The 18,040-nt window shown below is 45.4% G+C and carries 15 protein-coding genes and 3 tRNA genes; 4 read left to right on the plus strand and 14 right to left on the minus strand.

The genetic code is table 11. The features are described from left to right. Positions 1-12: 12 nt before the first annotated feature. From H6849_01515 to H6849_01560, 10 genes are all read right to left on the minus strand, one after another. Complete coding sequence (locus H6849_01515) at positions 13-864, minus strand: SPOR domain-containing protein (protein USO01707.1); 852 nt, start codon at positions 862-864, stop codon at positions 13-15. After that, entirely contained in the window at positions 864-2,600 is a 1,737-nt protein-coding gene (locus tag H6849_01520) for an arginine--tRNA ligase (protein ID USO01708.1), read from the minus strand. The genes H6849_01515 and H6849_01520 overlap by 1 nt, the downstream gene beginning before the upstream one ends. Positions 2,601-2,609: 9 nt before the next feature. After that, a complete protein-coding gene (locus H6849_01525; protein USO01709.1) occupies positions 2,610-3,143 on the minus strand; it encodes a DUF1013 domain-containing protein in 534 nt (177 codons plus the stop codon). A gap of 48 nt (positions 3,144-3,191) precedes the next feature. After that, positions 3,192-4,496: a serine hydroxymethyltransferase gene (locus H6849_01530; GenBank protein USO01710.1), complete on the minus strand. Its 1,305-nt coding sequence runs from the start codon at positions 4,494-4,496 to the stop codon at positions 3,192-3,194. 59 nt (positions 4,497-4,555) lie between these two features. Continuing rightward, positions 4,556-6,064, minus strand: a complete 1,509-nt coding sequence (gene lnt, locus H6849_01535) for an apolipoprotein N-acyltransferase (GenBank protein ID USO01711.1) — start codon at positions 6,062-6,064, stop codon at positions 4,556-4,558. Between the two features lie 75 nt (positions 6,065-6,139). Continuing rightward, positions 6,140-6,979 (minus strand): CBS domain-containing protein, encoded by an 840-nt coding sequence (locus H6849_01540; GenBank protein ID USO01712.1) that lies wholly within the window; start codon positions 6,977-6,979, stop codon positions 6,140-6,142. 32 nt (positions 6,980-7,011) lie between these two features. After that, positions 7,012-7,527, minus strand: a complete 516-nt coding sequence (ybeY, locus tag H6849_01545; protein ID USO01713.1) for an rRNA maturation RNase YbeY — start codon at positions 7,525-7,527, stop codon at positions 7,012-7,014. Then, the gene (locus H6849_01550) at positions 7,472-8,491 is read right to left on the minus strand and encodes a PhoH family protein (protein USO01714.1); all 1,020 of its coding nucleotides are present in this window, start codon (positions 8,489-8,491) and stop codon (positions 7,472-7,474) included. The genes ybeY and H6849_01550 overlap by 56 nt, the downstream gene beginning before the upstream one ends. A 27-nt stretch (positions 8,492-8,518) precedes the next feature. Then, the gene (gene miaB, locus H6849_01555; protein ID USO01715.1) at positions 8,519-9,898 is read right to left on the minus strand and encodes a tRNA (N6-isopentenyl adenosine(37)-C2)-methylthiotransferase MiaB; all 1,380 of its coding nucleotides are present in this window, start codon (positions 9,896-9,898) and stop codon (positions 8,519-8,521) included. Positions 9,899-10,058: 160 nt separating this feature from the next. After that, the gene (locus tag H6849_01560; protein USO01898.1) at positions 10,059-10,493 is read right to left on the minus strand and encodes a MucR family transcriptional regulator; all 435 of its coding nucleotides are present in this window, start codon (positions 10,491-10,493) and stop codon (positions 10,059-10,061) included. Between the two features lie 275 nt (positions 10,494-10,768). Between H6849_01560 and fliW the strand changes: the two genes are divergently transcribed. Beyond that, positions 10,769-11,221: a flagellar assembly protein FliW gene (gene fliW / locus H6849_01565; protein USO01716.1), complete on the plus strand. Its 453-nt coding sequence runs from the start codon at positions 10,769-10,771 to the stop codon at positions 11,219-11,221. Continuing rightward, positions 11,211-13,007 (plus strand): L,D-transpeptidase family protein, encoded by a 1,797-nt coding sequence (locus H6849_01570; GenBank protein USO01717.1) that lies wholly within the window; start codon positions 11,211-11,213, stop codon positions 13,005-13,007. Before fliW ends, H6849_01570 begins: the two co-directional genes overlap by 11 nt. On the opposite strand, the gene H6849_01575 is transcribed toward H6849_01570, so the two are convergent. Next, entirely contained in the window at positions 12,985-13,428 is a 444-nt protein-coding gene (locus H6849_01575; GenBank protein ID USO01899.1) for a L,D-transpeptidase family protein, read from the minus strand. The two genes, H6849_01570 and H6849_01575, sit on opposite strands and share 23 nt — an antisense overlap. 59 nt (positions 13,429-13,487) lie before the next feature. Further along, a complete protein-coding gene (locus tag H6849_01580; protein ID USO01718.1) occupies positions 13,488-15,950 on the minus strand; it encodes a PBP1A family penicillin-binding protein in 2,463 nt (820 codons plus the stop codon). A gap of 194 nt (positions 15,951-16,144) precedes the next feature. On the opposite strand from H6849_01580, the gene H6849_01585 reads away from it, so the two are divergent. Continuing rightward, positions 16,145-16,221 (plus strand) — tRNA-Arg (locus tag H6849_01585). Between the two features lie 258 nt (positions 16,222-16,479). On the opposite strand, the gene H6849_01590 is transcribed toward H6849_01585, so the two are convergent. Beyond that, positions 16,480-16,554: transfer RNA gene (locus H6849_01590), tRNA-Asn, on the minus strand. Between the two features lie 60 nt (positions 16,555-16,614). After that, positions 16,615-16,688 (minus strand) — tRNA-Cys (locus H6849_01595). Between the two features lie 129 nt (positions 16,689-16,817). Here H6849_01595 and H6849_01600 point away from each other — a divergent pair. Continuing rightward, positions 16,818-18,005 (plus strand): fatty acid desaturase, encoded by a 1,188-nt coding sequence (locus tag H6849_01600; GenBank protein ID USO01719.1) that lies wholly within the window; start codon positions 16,818-16,820, stop codon positions 18,003-18,005. The last annotated feature ends 35 nt before the right edge of the window (positions 18,006-18,040 follow it).

Here is an 18,040-nt window from a genome sequence, read left to right on the forward strand (position 1 = left end):
CATCCTCTCCCATCAGCGGGGCTTGAGTTGTTCTGTCATACAGCCAAGACGATCACGAATTTTTGCGCATGTCTTGCGAGCTCTCTCCATGGAATCATAGGGACCCACATAAAGCGGATAAAGCTTTTTGCCACTTTCCATATCAATCATAGCAACCGTCCCCTCTTTGCCTTCAAGTTCTTCTTCAAACCTTGAAGATAAACGATTCCATTCACTCAGAGCACCGTCATACGTTTGTGTTGTCGCCAAGCGCACCCAATACTCACCCTTTTTAGCAATATCGGCACGCGTTGGAGGATTCACTGAACCCGGCTCAGAAACCAGTTTGGGTGGACCTTTGGTGTCCACAAGACCTATCAACGGGTCACCTTTCCCAGGCGCAGATGATGTGTCAGCGCTTTCTTCAACACCATCTGATTGTTTGTTTGCAGCTAAGATGTTGTCACCCGCATTCGCCACATCACCAACTTCCTTTTTTGTCATAAAAGGATCTTGAACGACTTCGGGAACCTCCACAGGTTTCTCAAGAGACAAGGGTTCTTCATAACCAGGGCGTGTTTTTACTTGTGTTATCTCATCCGCATTATCTTGCATGACATCAAAAATCACTTTGTCAGCATGAGGGACCTTAACCTCACCATAGTTAGCGGGTCGCATACGATAGGGTCCGGGCTCTGCGCGGACGAGTGGTGCCTCCAGGACTATCTCGTAAGGACCAACATCATAATTCCATGCTTGCCATGATCCCCAGATCACCAGCAAAGCCAGAAAAAAAACTAATCCATAGGTTTTCGGCGTATCAAAAGAAAGCCATGCAAATATCCCATGATGCTGTCCCTTTTTGTTCCACTTTGACTGTGGCATTAGCGCATTTCCTCAACAGGTATAATCCCTAACACACCAAGTCCTTGAGCAAGGACCACCTGCACAACACGCACCACCTGCAGTCGCTCCAGTGTTTTTTCCTTACTCGTGGGATGGATGAACCGTAAATGTTCATAATCTTTGCCCTTATTCCATAGCGCATGAAATTGGCTTGCCAATTCGTACAGGTAATATGCAATGCGGTGAGGTTCATTGGCGGTGGCAGACGCCTGTAACACTTGAGGCCACTGACACACGAATCGAATAACATCCTGTTCGTCCTCGCTCATCGAGACATCACCCGCGATAAGACCCTTCTCAAGGTCTCCGAATAACTCCTGGGCATGCCGAAAAATAGAACACATGCGTGCATGAGCATATTGTACATAAAACACAGGATTTTCTTTTGATTGCTCAACAACTTTTGTGAAGTCAAAATCTAAGGGCGCATCATTTTTACGCGTAAGCATCATAAAGCGCACAACATCTTTGGGAACTTCGGCCAAAACATCATCCACGGTCACAAACGTTCCTGCCCGCTTAGACATCTTTAAAGCAGTACCGTCTTTTATAAACTTCACCATCTGACATAAGAGTACATGGCACTGGGCATTACCCCCAGTAATGGCCTTTACCGCTGACTTAATGCGGGTAACATATCCCCCATGGTCGGCCCCCAATATATCAATGAGAATATGGTGACCACGCGCATATTTATCCTGGTGGTAGGCAATATCGCTGGTAAAGTAGGTGTATGTTCCATCTGATTTCATCAAGGGGCGATCGGTATCATCACCAAATGCTGTGGACTTAAAAAGCAATTGCTCCCGGGGTTCCCAATCATCATCGGCATGACCTTTGGGTTGCGGTAAAATCCCCCGGTATAGTAACCCCATACCATCAAGTGTTTTGATCGCTTTTTGGACTTTTCCTTGCTCAACAAGTGCTTTTTCAGAAGAGAAGATACGGTGGCAAATTCCTAACTTTTTCAAGTCCTGACGAATAAGCACCATCATTGCACGAACAGCCCGCACCGAAAATTCTGGTAACCACATGTCTTCGGTGACATCAGCCCACTTGTTATTATCCGCATCAAAGATATCCTTGGCCGCCGCAATCAAATAGTCTCCCGGGTACGCCACATCTTTTTCGTAAGGAATGCCACAAAGTTCTCGGTACTGTTTGTATAAGGATTCCCCAAGGGCCTTAATCTGTTGACCTGCATCATTAATATAGAACTCCCGGGTAACTGTATAACCTACAGCCTCATATATATTGGCCAAAACATCACCGACAATAGCTCCGCGCGCGTGTCCGATATGCATAGGTCCTGTTGGGTTACAGGAAACATATTCAATATTCACTAATTTTCCAGCACCTAACGCCGTGGAAGCATAGTTCTCTTGTGCACAAAGCACAGTTTTTACTTGCTGATTCCAAAAATCAGAGGAGAGGCAAATATTAATAAAGCCGGGGCCTGCAACCTCTACCCCGGAAACATAGGACTCTTCGTAAAAGTACGGTACCAATTTATCCGCAAAGTCCCGCGGAGACATTCCCACAGATTTTGCCAAAACCATGGCGGCATTGGTTGCGAGATGTCCGTGCATGCTATCCCGAGGGGGCTCTACCATGACACGATCAACTATTTTTTTATCCACATCCGTGGATAGCTTTGAAAGAACAGATTCCGCATGTTGGCGAACAATTTCTGTCCAGGTCTGGTAGATATTCATCGGGTAAACTTACGAAGAGGTGGGCTTGGGGATAATCTTGGCAACCACGGCATCAAGTTCTGTTTGACGGCACATTCCCAAATCTACCGGATTTGTGGAGTGAATATTTTTGATATTCCAGTGCGTCTTTTCCCGGATTGCTTTGATTGTGGGCTTTGTTGTTCCTAGTAAGCGCACAATAGCGGCATCTGTCATATCAGGGTGATGTTTGACCAACCATGCTATCGCGTTGGGTTTGTCTTGACGCTTAGACACAGGGGTGTAGCGCCCCCCTTTTGTCTTGCGTGCTTGTGCTAGGGCTGCTGATTCCAGAAGAGTCAGCTTTCTGTCTGGATTTTTTTCACACGCAACGATATCTTCTTTCGTGACCTGCTTACTCGTGAGGGGATCAAACGGCACAATTCCCTTAGCAACTTCATCATTTGCAATAGCTTCAATTTCAAGAGTATGCAATTGGCAATAATCTGCAATCTGTGAAAAAGAAAGGGCCGTATTTTCAATCAGCCACTTTGCAGTTGCTTTAGGTAAAAGTGGTGCTTTCATAATTATGATCCTTCGCTGTATTTGGATTTAAGAAATTAATTGTATCTTTTATCCTAATTTCGCAGGTTTGTCTGCGGATTTTTCAGGATAGAGAGGGAATTTCTGACATAGATCAGCCACCTCTTTGCGTACGCGGGCCTGCACCGATGGCAGATCATCTTTTTGGGACGCCTCAATAACATCCGCAATCCAGGAACCAATCTGGGTAAACTCAGAGATACCAAATCCCCGCGTTGTTCCTGGCGGTGTCCCCAGGCGAATACCAGATGTTTGCTTAGGAGGCCTTGGATCATTCGGGATACCATTTTTGTTGCACGTAATCCCAGAAGCCTCAAGGAATTCCTGGATTTGATGCCCACTAACATCTCGACCAGCCAAGCTTACAAGAACCATGTGATTGTCTGTACCACCAGAAATGATTTCAACTCCGCGTTGATGTAAAACATCTGCCAACACCTTGGCATTACCCAGAACCCGTTTCATCATCTGTCGGAATTCCTCAGATAGAGCCTCTTTAAATGCAATCGCCTTAGCAGCAATAACATGCATTAAGGGTCCTCCTTGGATTCCAGGAAAAACCGCACTGTTTATTTTTTTGGTCAAACGCTCTTCATTCCATAGGATGATTCCTCCCCGGGGGCCTCTGAGCGTTTTATGCGTTGTGCTTGTCACCACGTGTGCATAAGGCACTGGGCTTTCAACCACACGGGCAGCAACAAGACCTGAAATGTGAGCCATATCAACCATGAAATAGGCACCAATCTCGTCGGCAATCGCACGAAATTCAGCAAAATCAATAGTGCGTGAGTAGGCCGATGCCCCAGCGATAATGACCTTAGGTTTTTTGGCGTGCGCGAGTAAACGCACAGCCTCCATATCAATTAATCCTGTTTGTGGATCAAGACCATAACTAACAGGTCGATAATTTTTTCCCGATAAATTAACAGGGGATCCATGCGTCAGGTGCCCCCCCATATCAAGGCGCATACCAAGAAAGGTGTCTCCTGGATTCATAAGCGCATGAAAGACCGCCTGGTTGGCCTGTGATCCGGAGTGTGGCTGAACATTAGCAAACCCACATTGATAGAGTTTTTTCAGACGCTCAATAGCCAAATCTTCAATGGCATCAACATGCTCACATCCCCCATAATAGCGAAAATGTGGGTAACCCTCAGCATATTTATTTGTCAAAACACTGCCTTGGGCAGCCATTACAGCCTGTGAAGCGAAGTTCTCAGAGGCAATCATTTCGATTTGGCTTTCCTGACGAGCATACTCCTTGCTAATCAGGGCGGCAATTTCAGGATCAACAGCCTGCGTAGATGCGTGCGTTATGTGATGGAGGAGTGTCATGCGCCTATTCCTTACAGTTTGGCATTGTTGCAACGAATGTACCGTGTTGCCCCAAAAAGTCAAACCCTGCGATCTCTAGAATTCGCAATTCCTATAGCCACAATGAGCGCACAAACCATAAGAACAACCCCCACCCATGGAAAGCGCCAAAAAAAGGTTTTAGGCATCGCCTGGGGAATATACGCATGAATAGCGCCCTTAGCGTTAATACCAAGTTGAGCATGACGGTGGCCCGCACCATCGATAACCGCTGAAATACCGTTATTAGCCACGCGCAAAACAGGAATACCCGTTTCAACCGCGCGTAAAATAGCAGCACTCAGGTGTTGATAGGGTCCTGGGGAGTGCCCAAACCATGCATCATTCGTGACAATAACCAGAACATCCGCTTCCAGATAACGACGAGCGAGGTCAGAAAACAAAGACTCAAAACAGACCAGTATGTGCCAGGTAAGACCATCAGCATACAACAAAGAGGGGCTAAAATCCGGCGACATATCCAAGGGCCCCACCGCCAAATCCGCAAACAATTGTGGAAAAAAACGCCGAAAAGGAAGATATTCTCCAAACGGCAAAAGACGCGCCTTTGATACCTTAGTCACAATTTTCCCATGCGCATCTACATGGATCATACTATTAAAAATCTTCCGCACAGATTTCTCTTCGTGATAGGTTATACCTGTGGCAAAGAGGGTGTTTTTTCCTTGAGTAATGCTCGAAAAATAGGCTTCAAGACCAGGAGTTGTTGTGTTCGACCCCCCATAAGGATACGACACTTTTACAGCAAGAGGCAAGGCACCTTCTGCCCATATAATTGTTGCGTGGGGGTCTGGGGTAGGATTGCTTGAATACAAGCGCATCTCTGTCAAGAGATCATGGACATGCATCGGGCTCCCCTTGATGCTTTGGTGAATTGAAGGTTGCACGAGAACAACTGTATTTTTCCGAACAGGCTGTTTTGCGCAAGGGACCCACAGATACATCATTGCGCCAACAACAAGAGCGCAAATATGCCATCCAGCCAACCCGTAACGAAGGCATCTACCCAGCCACATAGCCCCAACAAGGGTCAATAAATTGAGCCCAGACGCGCCAATATACGCACTAAGGTAAAGAATGCCGTTAGGGGTGGATGTCCATACATCTGCGGGGATATTCCAAGGAAAACCAATAAAAATATACTCTTTAAAAAGTTCAGCACACCACCATAATATACCCAGAATTACTTCACTTGCCTGTAGATTCCGGCAATACCGCCACCATAGAAGGGTAACACCCCCATAAATCCATCCAAATAAAACCGGTACCCCTATAAGAACGGGGGCAGCAAGGGGCCAATATTTTTTCCAATCCACACTTAGTGAGAAAACAACCCAATAAAAACTTGAAAGCAAAAAGAAAAATGTAAAAATTGTGATGATAGAAACAGCCGCGCGCAAGGAACGTCCATTCTCCCGAAGGATCGCCATAAAAATGCCAAATCCCACTACATACGCCGAAAATGCATGGACAGGAGCAAAACCAAGGGAAACAAGAAAACCGGCCAATACTACCCATCGCATGGTCATCGGCCGCCGTATCACCCCCTCCCTCAAGCAGGAAAAGACTCTCATCCCCCAAAAACATCGAAGCGACATATAATCTTACTTTTTATAAGGATAAATACGAACCTGCTTCACGCGACGACCATCCGTATCCATAACCTCAAACTGTGTACCTGAGGGATGATCAAAGATTTCATGCACTGAGGGCACTCGTCCTGCCATATGCATAACAAGCCCTCCCACAGTATCATAGTCCCTAATTTCTTCTTTGGTAAGAACACCATGAATAGCTTCTTGCAAATCTTCTAGCTCAAAACGCCCATCAACAATAAGCGTATTGTCGCTTAAGCGTGATATCGCATGGACAACTTCACTCGCGTTAATTTCATCAATATCCCCCAGCATTTCCCGAATGATATCCCAACTAGTCACTAGCCCGTCGATTCCACCAAACTCATCAACAACGAATGCCATCGTTACACGGGCTGTTTTCATACGAATAAGAAGCTCCAGAAGCCCCATAGAGGTCGGAATGAAAAGCACTTGGGACAATAAGCCCCGACAGGAAAAATCTTCTTTTTTTACACCCGCAACATCCTTTACATGAAGGCAACCGAGGATGTTATCCATACTTTCGCTGTAAACCGGAAAGCGGGCAAATTTGGCTTTTGATACAAGCTCTGCGAGAGCATCATAGGAGATATTTACATCAATACCCTTAATGTCTACCCGAGGCGTCATGATGTCTTCTGCCGTTTGGTCCCGCAACCGCAGAATGTTTTTCATGAGGATAATTTCTTCAGGCTCTAACGAGGGATCTTTATCGGAATTAGGGCTAGCTATAATTTCCCCAATAGTCTGGCGAGCAGAAGATTCTGCTCCTTTTTTGGCAATAATTCCGCGAATTTGCGTACTAATTTTTTTAATTTTATCTATCATGGGGTGACGTATTCCAAAGTTATGGGCAATTTTTAGATGTACGGATTAGAAACATTGAATTGCTGAAGCGCACGAATCTCAACCGCTTCCATAGCAGAAGCGTCATTATCTGTTTCATGATCAAATCCCAAAAGATGTAAAAAACCATGCACACACAGATGCATCACGTGATGAGCAAAAGGCTTCCTGTCCCGTATTGCCTCACTATCAATCGTTTCAAAGCTAAGAATTATATCCCCAAGATATACGACAGCAGCCCCCTCTGTAAAGAGGGCTTTTGGGACAGGAAACGAGAGAACATTTGTTGGTGTATTTTTCTGACGATAATGATGGTTAAGTGCGCGCACATGCGCATCATTACTCCAAAGAATGCTCACCTCAGTCTCTTGAAACACCTGCGGTACATGCGTTAACGTTGCAGCAAACCATGCCTCCAGGTCAAAGGAGTCCAGATGATTGTCCCAGCGACGATCCTCAACGGCCTGTGTAACATTAACGCTCAGGGGGTGTTTCTCCGTCTTTGTCTTCGTAAGGATTATGGGGCTCATGAGCGTCATATGCATTAACAATAGCAGCGACCAGAGGATGACGCACAACATCATCGGTGGTCATAGAGCAAAACTTAATAGAAGGAACATCCTTCAAGATGGTATGCGCCTCCCGCAACCCTGAAAGCTTCCCCCGAGGAAGGTCAACTTGACTCAAGTCTCCCGTTACCACCATGCGCGCACCCTCTCCCAAGCGAGTCAGAATCATTTTCATTTGGGAGGAAAGCGTATTTTGAGCTTCATCTAAAATAACGTAGGCATTTCCAAGGGTACGACCCCGCATATAAGCAAGAGGGGCAATTTCGATCTCTCCGTTTTTCAGCTTTGCTTCTACTTGATCGCGCGGGATCATATCATGGAGAGCGTCATACAAGGGGCGTAAATAAGGATCTATTTTTTCGCGCAGATCACCGGGCAAGAACCCTAGCTGCTCTCCTGCTTCCACAGCTGGTCGTGAGAGAATAAGGCGCTCGATGCGCTTTTCCAGAAGGAGAGATACCCCCATCGCAACAGCTAAATAGGTCTTTCCCGTTCCCGCAGGTCCCATACCAAATACCAAATCATAATCACGTAAGGCTTGGAGGTATTCTGCTTGCCCAGGAGTCCTTGGGCGCACCAATCCCTTGCGCGTAGGAATGCCGTCTCCCATTCCCTTCGATTGGTTATTCGGTAGCGGCTTATTTTCACCCACCCCCCCCGAAGTACGCAGAAAGCCCCGCACATCCGACAACCCTACATCGTGCCCGGCCTTGAGCGTGGCCACTGTTTGCTCAAGAACACTCTGTGCCTGAAGGATCTTTGTTTGATCGCCAGATAACAAAACTTTGTTGCCCTTTGATAAAACCTTAAGCTCCAGGATCTTGGCAATTTCTTTCAAATTTTGATCATCGTCACCAAAAAGGCTCGCAAGATACTTCGTCTCAAAAACCAACTCAAGAACGTCGGATTGTTTTTTTTCGCTCATAACTGTCTACTTTACTCCCTAAATATGCTACGCCACTCGCATAATATCGCCATCAACACCCACAATATCACCAAGTAAGCTTTTCAGCGTACACTCTTTAATTTTTACAGGAATTACCTGACCAATCAAGCGGGGATTTGCCTCTACAAGAACATTCTGCCAATAAGCGGATCGTCCGATTACCTGTCCCCCATGACGCGCTGTTTTTTCTAAAAGCACAGGAATTTCTTTACCAACAAACGATTGATTAAAGGCGAGTTGCTGTGCATGCAAAACGGTTTGCAAAATCTCAAGTCGATGGTGCTTCTCAGATGCAGGCAGTTGATCCTCATAGGCAGCTGCAGGTGTTCCAGGACGAGGACTGTACACAAAAGAAAAGGCCTGTGCAAAATTTACAGCCTTCACGAGCGCCAGTGTATCCGCAAAGTCTTCATCCGTTTCTCCGGGATATCCAACGATAAAATCCGAGGAAAAAGCCAAATTAGGCTGTGCATCCCGAAGCTTTGCTATAATTTCACGATAGAATGCCGCAGTATGGCGACGATTCATCGCCTTTAGCATGCGATCGGATCCGGATTGGACCGGCAGATGTAAAAACGGCATAAGGGTATCAATATCACGATGCGCTTCTATCAACCGATCATCAACATCACGCGGGTGTGATGTCATGTAACGAATACGGGAAAGACCCTTGAGATCAGCTAAGGCAAAGAGTAAATCTCCCAATCCCCACTCACCGCTTTTCACTCCCATCCCGTGGTAAGCATTAACATTTTGACCCAACAATGTAATTTCCCGCGCACCACGGTCCACTAACGCCCGCGCTTCGGTCAGAATATCCTCCGCAGGACGCGAATACTCTGCTCCACGCGTGTAGGGTACACAACAAAAATGACAGAACTTGTCACAGCCCTCCTGAATGGTGAGAAACTGTGAGGGATTATCAACTGCAGCGGTTGATTCTGGAAGGGCGTCAAACTTAGATTCTTCAGGAAAATCAATCGCTAAGATACCACGACCTGGGCCATCACCTGACCCCGCACGATTACGAGCAACCTGCGCAAGAAGCTTCGGAAGATCATGGTAGTTTTGAGGACCAACAACCATATCCACAAAAGGTTCGCGCGCCATAATGGCTTCACCCTCCGCTTGCGCAACGCACCCAGCAACAATCATAACTGGTTTGGTTGTTTTGTGTGCGCTGATATCACGATAGCGACCCAAGTCCGAGAAGACTTTTTCTGTTGCTTTCTCACGGATATGGCACGTATTCATAAGAATTGCATCCGCAGAAATCACATCTTCCACGATTTCGTACCCCAGGGGCAGCAGAATATCTGCCATTTTTTGCGAATCATAGATATTCATCTGACATCCGAATGTCTTAATATAGAGGCCTTTCGGCATTTTTCACACTCATTACTTATAAACTGTGTATTTCTAACACACTCCACTCTTGCGTCAAACAAACAGAAAGGGAATTACAGCAGGAGAAAGAGAGTAAACATAAAAAAGCCACTGCTTGATCAAAAGCAGTGGTCCCTTAATCACAACAATGACACAGCAACTATGCTGCTTTCTTATTGTGCTTTCCAAGTCCAATTTGCATGGCCAAAGAACTACGCCGGCGCGCATAATTTGGCGCAACCATAGGATAATCACTCGGCAGGCCCCACCGATCACGATACTGTTCAGGTGTCATGTTGTATGCTGAACGCAAATGACGTTTGAGCATCTTCAACTTTCGGCCATCCTCAAGACAGACAATATAATCTTCAGAGATTGACTCTTCGACAGGAACAGCAGGCTGAAGATCTGTGCGTGCTTTGGGCGCACCGTTGTTAATACCTAGCAGCGTCCGGTACACACTCTGAATAATATCAGGTAATGCACTTGACTCCACTTCTGTGTTCGATGTGTGAGCCGCTACAATCTCAGCTGTTAAATTAAGTAACTCTGAAGTATTGCAACGCTCAAACTTTTCTTCATTAATATCTTGCATTTTGATTCCACCCTTTGAGTAATAAATCTTCATATCACAATAAAACCTGCTGTCAAATAAATATTATTTTTGAGGCCTCAAGCTTTCTATTGATGAATTAATAACAGAATAGTCATGAAGTTATCAAGACATATTTAATGGATTTTAATAAAAATTTTAGAACCTTAGCTGTTTGTTCTTATATTAGGCGCACAATAACAAGGCCTCTTTATCGGCGCTAACCAGTTCGTAACTTTCTTCATCTATTCTGGAATATAAATTTATCGCATAATCGATTGACACACTCATACCAGGAAACCAAACCCCTGACTGTGGCCCTTCCCTTAGGATTGTTTGGTTTTGAGACAATACGTGCGGGGGGAATTTCTGCGAATCGACATTTTTGCAAACACAACATCCCTATTTTTACGCTTCACTCCGAAGATACCTTATTTACACTTGATATCCTTGAGACAAATTTTCACTACTATGGGGAAGATATCCGTCATTTCATTAACCAGCTATATCCCAAGGCAGAAACAGACGTGACAATTTTTATTCCTCTTTGTATACAAAGGACAAGTTCTGGTGCAAGAATTATGGGGAACCTACGCTGCCCGCTTATCCTAAACAATCAGACGCTCTGCACGCACCAACTAGTCCTCAGCGCCAGCAACCTAACAATGCATGGTCACCTATTTACAGTTCATGAGCCCACACTCATCCAGCCTGACATGTATGATGCCTAAAAATATTTTTACCCTATTCATCCTTATAGCGAGCACCATTCCTTGTCATGGGGCACAAATCTCTACACTTTCTGATTTTTATAACTTCCTTTTACAGCGTAAAAGTGATCGGAAAAGCAACATTCAAAAAACCCTTGCACGCATTCATAAATCGAACCTCACAGACAGAGTGCTAGGAGAGGTGGTAAAATTCTATGAACAGCGCAACTTTGAACCCTTTTGGTTTGTTGAGGGACGACTATCACTGCGTGGAAGTTATGCGCTTGAGGCATTAAAAAACGCAGAGTCCGAGGGGCTAAACCCCCTTAATTACGCACAAGCCCTAGGGTTATTTCCCCAAAAAAAGAGGCAAAAAAAAGGAAAACCACAAAAGAGCCTCCCTCCCGTAAAAGGAGAAAAAGATGAGGCACTTAGAGAGATTTATTTTTGTACCTGTGTTTTTCGCTACATGATCGATGTTACAGGAGGACGCATTCCTCACACACTTATGATGCCGATTACAACAGAAAAAACAATCCACAAAAGCCCAGCGGATGTTACCCTAACCATGAACGAGCGGGATGAAACCGGCGAATGGATAAAACGCTTTGGTCCCCGAAATTCTCATTACGCACTGTTAAAGAGACTACTTCAGAAATTACAGGAACAAAAAGAAAACGGTGAGGCTTGGCCCCCTTTTCAATCAAGCCAGGTATTGAAACTTGGGGATTCAGGAAATGCTGTCAAAGATCTATGCAGTGTTCTGATAAAACAAGGATATCTCGAACCAGAAGCATCCACACAAACATATGATTTTGCTGTTGAAAGTGCTTTACGCACGTTTCAGATCAGAAACCACCTGCCTGTTACAGGAGTGGTAAGCGCCGAAACCCAAAAAGCTCTCAACGTTTCGCTTGATCAACGCATTCGCCAAGTTGTCTTAAACATGGAGCGCGCCCGTTGGATCCCTGACACACTACCCGAGACACGGGTATGGGTTAACATCCCATCCTATGAGCTTGAGTTTTATCGCGACAATATCCTCATGGGGAAGTTTAAAACTTGTGTGGGTGAAGCAACATCACCTACTCCACAAATGCACACGACGATGTATGCTGTACGGTTCAACCCTTCGTGGACAATTCCGCGCAGGATTGTTCGTAAAAAATTTATTCCCCTTATTCAGAAAGATCCAGACTATCTAAAAAACAACGGGTATCTTCTTCTAGATATCAAAACACGAGTTATAGTCGATCGTGATAGCCTTGATATGGCTGATATTAACCTTGCAACGTTTCCCTTCATCATACGCCAACCCCCCGGGCGCAAAAATGCCTTGGGTCAGATTCGCTTTTCACTGCACAACAAAAGGCACATTCACATCCATGATACACAGCACAAGAGTCTTTTCGCAAAAAACACCCGAACCTTCTCAGCAGGGTGTATCCGGGTACAAAACCCCGAAAAACTTGCCTACTTAGTTTTGAATACTCCTGATCGGTGGTCCCCCTCTGTAATCGCAAAGCTTATTGACACGGACCTTTTACAAGATGTCACGCTTCCCCAACCCGTGCCCGTTTATGTTGTGTATCATACGATTTGGTTTGATGACAAAGGGATGGAAAAGTTTACCTCAGATGTTTACAAAAATGACGAGAAACTTGATTTCGCCCTTCATACTTATGAGTCACACTCTCATAATATAGATATTCGAACGTTGGGCACACACAAAAACTCTCAAGAAGTTGCAGAAAAAATCTTGGAACAAGGCATCCCCTCAAACATTACGGAAACGGCTGCAAAATAACATCATCTCCTGGAGACAACTCGCGACATAAGCGCAACATATTTTCCCGAGACATCGCAATACACCCCTGTGTTGGACTGCCAGCGCTCCGCCATATGTGAAAAAAAATCGCACTTCCCTTGCCTACAACAGAAGGACCCGTATTATGAGAAATTACAAGCAAAATATCATAAAGATTATCCTCCCTCCACAGTTTCTCATGACGGCACGATGTGGGTAGCTGTACGAGACGATTGTATGCCAAAGATAAGGGGTCATCACACCAACCCATATCCGGGGTAATAGAAATATGAGGTAATTGCGTAAGAGGTTCCGCAACTCTATCAGCACGATAATAGAGCTTTTGAAAGGAAAAAATCCCCTGAGGGGTGCAAAAGTCTCCCTCATTCTTATCAACCGTATACCCATTTGATCCACACATGACGGGGAATGAGAATGATCCTGTGTACAGGCGATTCCCCAGCACATAAACACGTGACACTAGTACAGCCCTCCGGTCCCAAAACTGGTATGGTCAGGGCTTTCTGATTCGATGGCCTCTTCGGGGATAACCTCCTCATCATCACACAAGGGGGTTTTAGGATCAAAAACTTCAGAAATGACATCAGGTCCCTTTTGCTGTGTACGCTTGCCGGTTCGGTAATCTACACGAACAAATTGCGCTCCCTTAGGGATACGAAAAGGAACAGCATGCAGTTCATTTTTGGTACGCATCATAAACTCCTTAACGATAGGAGCAGCGACACGTGCGCCACTTTGATGATTCCCAAGACTGGTGGGGCCATCATAGCCAACATACACACCCACAACCACATCTGGTGTAAACCCAACAAACCATGCGTCATGAAAATCGTTACTTGTTCCTGTTTTTCCTCCCATAGTCAGTCCCGGGACTTTTGCGTTGCGACTTGTTCCGCGCATCACCGATCCCTCGAGAATGGATAAAATTTGGTACGCATTAATTGGGTTAGTAATAAGTGTTCTCTTATCTCCCAATATTGGTGGTTCTTGATGGGCCCAATCAATCGCTGTAATATCAGAGTCCACCGTGTGCTGCATATCATTCAACACATTAAACCCTCTGCGATCTTGGGCGCGAATGATCAGTGTTGGTTGAATACGATACCCCCCATTTACGAGCATTGCATAGGCTGTTGTAAGTTTCAAAAGGGTTACAACTTCGGCGCCAAGGGTGGTGGAGTAGTGCAGGGGCATACGCTCATAAATACCAAACCGCTCCGTTATCTCCGCAAACCCACCAAGCGTTACACTTTCATATACCAAGCGCACAGGCGGAATATTCAAGGATTTTTCAAGAGCCCACCGCAACGTTACAGGGCCATAAAATTTCCCCGTGTAATTGTGAGGTGTGTACACACCTTGGTCAGGACCCAAATCAATCGCAAGAGGAGAGTCATCAACAATCGTCGTCGGAAGTAAACCATTTTCAAGCGCTTTTAAATAAATAAACGGCTTCAACGCAGAACCAGGCTGGCGCTTGGCTTGTGTGACACGATTGAACTGGCTATTTTCAAAGCTAAACCCCCCACTGATGGCAAAGACACGCCCTGTATGAGGATCCAAAACTACAAGCCCCCCCGAAACTTTAGGCACCTGGCAAAGCTCAAACGTTCCCTTATGATTTTTACGTTTCCCCTCATGAGGTTTGACATACACAACATCTGACTTTTTCAAAACCTGGGAAATATGTGTCACAGGGGGGCCTTGCGAATTCACCGTAATATATTTTCGCGCCCATTTCACATGCGCAAGAGGGATCTTGCCCACCGATCCATCATCAAAGCCAACAATAGCCTTATCTTGTGAAACCTCCAACACAAGACCCACCTTCCACGACGCTGGTACACCTTTGCGTCGGGGAAATCCTTTTGTAGAGAAAACACCTAGCCACCCTGCATCTTTTATAGCCGCGTGGTGCTGAGAAACATTTGCCAGAGGGCCGCGCCAACCCTTCTGGCGATCGTAGGCGATCAACCCTTCTTGCAAAACACTATCAGCTGTCTTTTGCCATTCAGGATTAAGCGTTGTACGAATAGCAAGCCCCCCTTTATACAAAGCTGTTTCACCAAAAAGGGTTATCATTTCTCGGCGCACCTCATCCGCAAAGTATCCTGCAGAAACAAGGTTTGATGTGTTACGATCTCGGAGCTTTAGGGGCTCATGTGTCGCCTGAAGAGCCTCCTCATGAGTAATATACTTGGCTTTGAGCATCTGGCTAATCACCCAATTCCGTCGATCAAGCGCCCTCTTTTTACGTCGACGAGGGTTATAATAACTAGGCCCCTTGGGCAAAGCTGCCAGCAAGGCCATTTCAGCAACTGTAAGATCTTCAAGGCTCTTGTTAAAGTAGTTTAAAGCAGCAGAGGCTACCCCAAAGGAGTTATTACCCAGAGATATTTCGTTAAGGTAGAGCTCAAAAATGTGATCTTTTGTATAAGCAGATTCGATGCGGAACGTTAAAATAGCTTCCTTAATTTTGCGACTTAGGGAAATCTCTCGTGAAATTGAGTTAAGCAAGAAATTGCGCGCGACTTGTTGTGTAATTGTTGAAGCGCCAATTGGGCGTTTACCACTGTTGCGCGACAAAAAGTTTTTAAATCCCGCCCGGATAATACTGACAAAGTTTAATCCTCCATGCGTGTAAAAACTTTTGTCTTCCGCCGCCATAAAAGCCTGCCGTACCCGCAGAGGAATTCCCTTCAGGGGAACAAACAGTCTTTTTTCATGGGCATACTCAGCAAACATACGACCATCATTGGCATAAAATCGTGTCGTTACAGGGGGTTCATAATCTTTAAGCTGTTTATAGTCCTGAAGTCCTGATCCAAAAAAATAAAACACGCCACCAAGTATGATAAATCCCAGAACCCCAAGAAAGATCAGTGCTGTAAAAACAAATCCCAAAGATCGTGAAAGGCGCATGTACCGGAAAACATTCTGTCAAATTAGAGGAGATTGTACCCAATATTCACTCCGGTGAACAGACGTATCTCGACGAACGTAGGGACGGGGTTGCCCAGGACACACCCACAGCCGATCATATTTATGAGAAACTGTGATTTTATGACTTGCCAAGAATTCGTATTTTAGCTAGTTTTGCCTCTGGTTGATTGTATGCGCCCGTAGCTCAATTGGATAGAGCACCTGACTACGGATCAGGAGGTTAGGAGTTCGAATCTTCTCGGGCGCACCACATCTTTGTAAGGGCGGTATATGTAGGCCCATCCACATTTTTTCCCGTTTCCAATCGCTAAAAAATCAATACCTCCGCAAGCCCTTTCTTCAAAACACTCTACGTGCATACTGATGAACCGTTTAGAGTTCTTAATTTGACGGATTCTGGCGAACAATAGAGGTGGATAGAAATTCCGCTGTGTTTTTTGAATATAGTGTGGTCCCTGTGCGCCAACAGGGAAAAGATTATTTCTATAAAAGTATAGTGATAAAAAAATGGCTCCCCGGGCCGGATTCGAACCAGCGACCAAACGATTAACAGTCGTTTGCTCTACCACTGAGCTACCGAGGAACAACAATACGCAAAGAGGTATAACACGCAAAAATGTGAAATTCCACCTCTTTTTCGATATGGAGGCCGGGACCGGAATCGAACCGACATACAAGGATTTGCAGTCCTCTGCATAACCATTCTGCCACCCGGCCTTTGCCTTGTTATAGCGTTCTTTATCTCTTTTGGTCAAGATTCTTCTCATGATTCGGTTAGTGAATCAGTGGATATGTTTGCTCCAATTGAAAAAAATGCTATAAGGAGAAAAAGGTCAGGAATACTCTATGCATCGGATACTAAATGTTTCTGCTTTTCACGTCATTGTAACACTGCCTGTTGTTTTGTTGGGCTTACTGGTTGTCCACACGCAGTGGCTAGGCTTTCACTTGGGTTACATTGGGTACACAGTCCTTGCCTTTTATGGTTATCAAATTGCTGTGTGCGTGGGACTGCACCGCCTCTGGGCACATCAGTCGTTTAAGGCGCATGCTGCCGTTGAATGGGTTCTGGCGTGGGTCGCTGCGGGCTCCCTACAGGGTCCTATTCTCGCCTGGGCTTCTGATCATTACAAACATCACGCCTTCACAGATACGCCGAATGACCCTCACTCGCCCTTAAAATATAAATCCCGCTTGGCTGGATTCGTTTGGTCGCACGTAGGATGGATGCTCTACGAACCAACACCCAAAAAAATTGAACGCATTGCCTTGGTGAAACTCGGTCGCAACAAGCCTGTGATGTGGCAGATGAAACACTATTGGTCTTTGGCTGTGTTCATGAATGTAATAGTCCCTAGTCTTGTAGGATTATTCATCGAGCAAACCTGGACTGGAGCCTTTACGGGGGTTGTATTTATGGGACTGGGCCGTGTTCTGCAGCAACACGCTACGTTTACCGTCAATTCATTGTGTCATTTCTTCGGACGACGGCCGTATACCCCAGGAACTGCTCGTGACTTATGGTGGGGAGTTTTTCTGCTGTTAGGAGAGAATTGGCATAATTTTCATCACGCCTTTCCACGAGACTATCGCAATGGTCACAAATGGTATCATGTGGATATTAACAAGTGGATTATTAATGGCTTAAGGTGCGTGGGTTTAGCATGGGAACTGGAAAAAACCCCACGGGCACGCATCACAGCAAAAACACAAATGACACTGGATACCTTTGCAGAAAGATACGTAACGCTTCTTGGGGCATTAAAAACTGAGTGTCGCAAGATCCACACAAAAGTATATGATGGATACACAACACTGTGCAAAACTATAGGCACGACGGAAACCCACACAAAAATTCCACGTACCTACGGGAAACTCCTTCTCAAGTCTGAAAAAGCCCTCGCGCACCTTGCGACGCTTCGGGTAAGTATGGATACTAAAAAGCTTGAAAAATCCTTACACAAGTTACAAAAACGCCTCACAAAAATTGAATTGCGCTTTCAGCGGATCTTGCAAGAACATCACGTGCAATAACGAGAACCTTACTAACAGCAAGGATTTTTCTAATT

It is taken from the genome of Alphaproteobacteria bacterium (assembly GCA_023898725.1).
Lineage (GTDB): Bacteria > Pseudomonadota > Alphaproteobacteria > JAUHZC01 > JAUHZC01.

Coding starts and splice junctions, on each gene's coding strand:
- H6849_01515 (USO01707.1), bottom strand. CDS start 864: ATGCCACAGTCAAAGTGGAACAAAAAGGGACAGCATCATGGGATATTT.
- H6849_01520 (USO01708.1), bottom strand. CDS start 2,600: ATGAATATCTACCAGACCTGGACAGAAATTGTTCGCCAACATGCGGAA.
- H6849_01525 (USO01709.1), bottom strand. CDS start 3,143: ATGAAAGCACCACTTTTACCTAAAGCAACTGCAAAGTGGCTGATTGAA.
- H6849_01530 (USO01710.1), bottom strand. CDS start 4,496: ATGACACTCCTCCATCACATAACGCACGCATCTACGCAGGCTGTTGAT.
- lnt (USO01711.1), bottom strand. CDS start 6,064: ATGACCATGCGATGGGTAGTATTGGCCGGTTTTCTTGTTTCCCTTGGT.
- H6849_01540 (USO01712.1), bottom strand. CDS start 6,979: ATGATAGATAAAATTAAAAAAATTAGTACGCAAATTCGCGGAATTATT.
- ybeY (USO01713.1), bottom strand. CDS start 7,527: ATGAGCCCCATAATCCTTACGAAGACAAAGACGGAGAAACACCCCCTG.
- H6849_01550 (USO01714.1), bottom strand. CDS start 8,491: ATGAGCGAAAAAAAACAATCCGACGTTCTTGAGTTGGTTTTTGAGACG.
- miaB (USO01715.1), bottom strand. CDS start 9,898: ATGCCGAAAGGCCTCTATATTAAGACATTCGGATGTCAGATGAATATC.
- H6849_01560 (USO01898.1), bottom strand. CDS start 10,493: ATGCAAGATATTAATGAAGAAAAGTTTGAGCGTTGCAATACTTCAGAG.
- H6849_01570 (USO01717.1), top strand. CDS start 11,211: ATGATGCCTAAAAATATTTTTACCCTATTCATCCTTATAGCGAGCACC.
- H6849_01575 (USO01899.1), bottom strand. CDS start 13,428: ATGTGTGGATCAAATGGGTATACGGTTGATAAGAATGAGGGAGACTTT.
- H6849_01580 (USO01718.1), bottom strand. CDS start 15,950: ATGCGCCTTTCACGATCTTTGGGATTTGTTTTTACAGCACTGATCTTT.
- H6849_01600 (USO01719.1), top strand. CDS start 16,818: ATGCATCGGATACTAAATGTTTCTGCTTTTCACGTCATTGTAACACTG.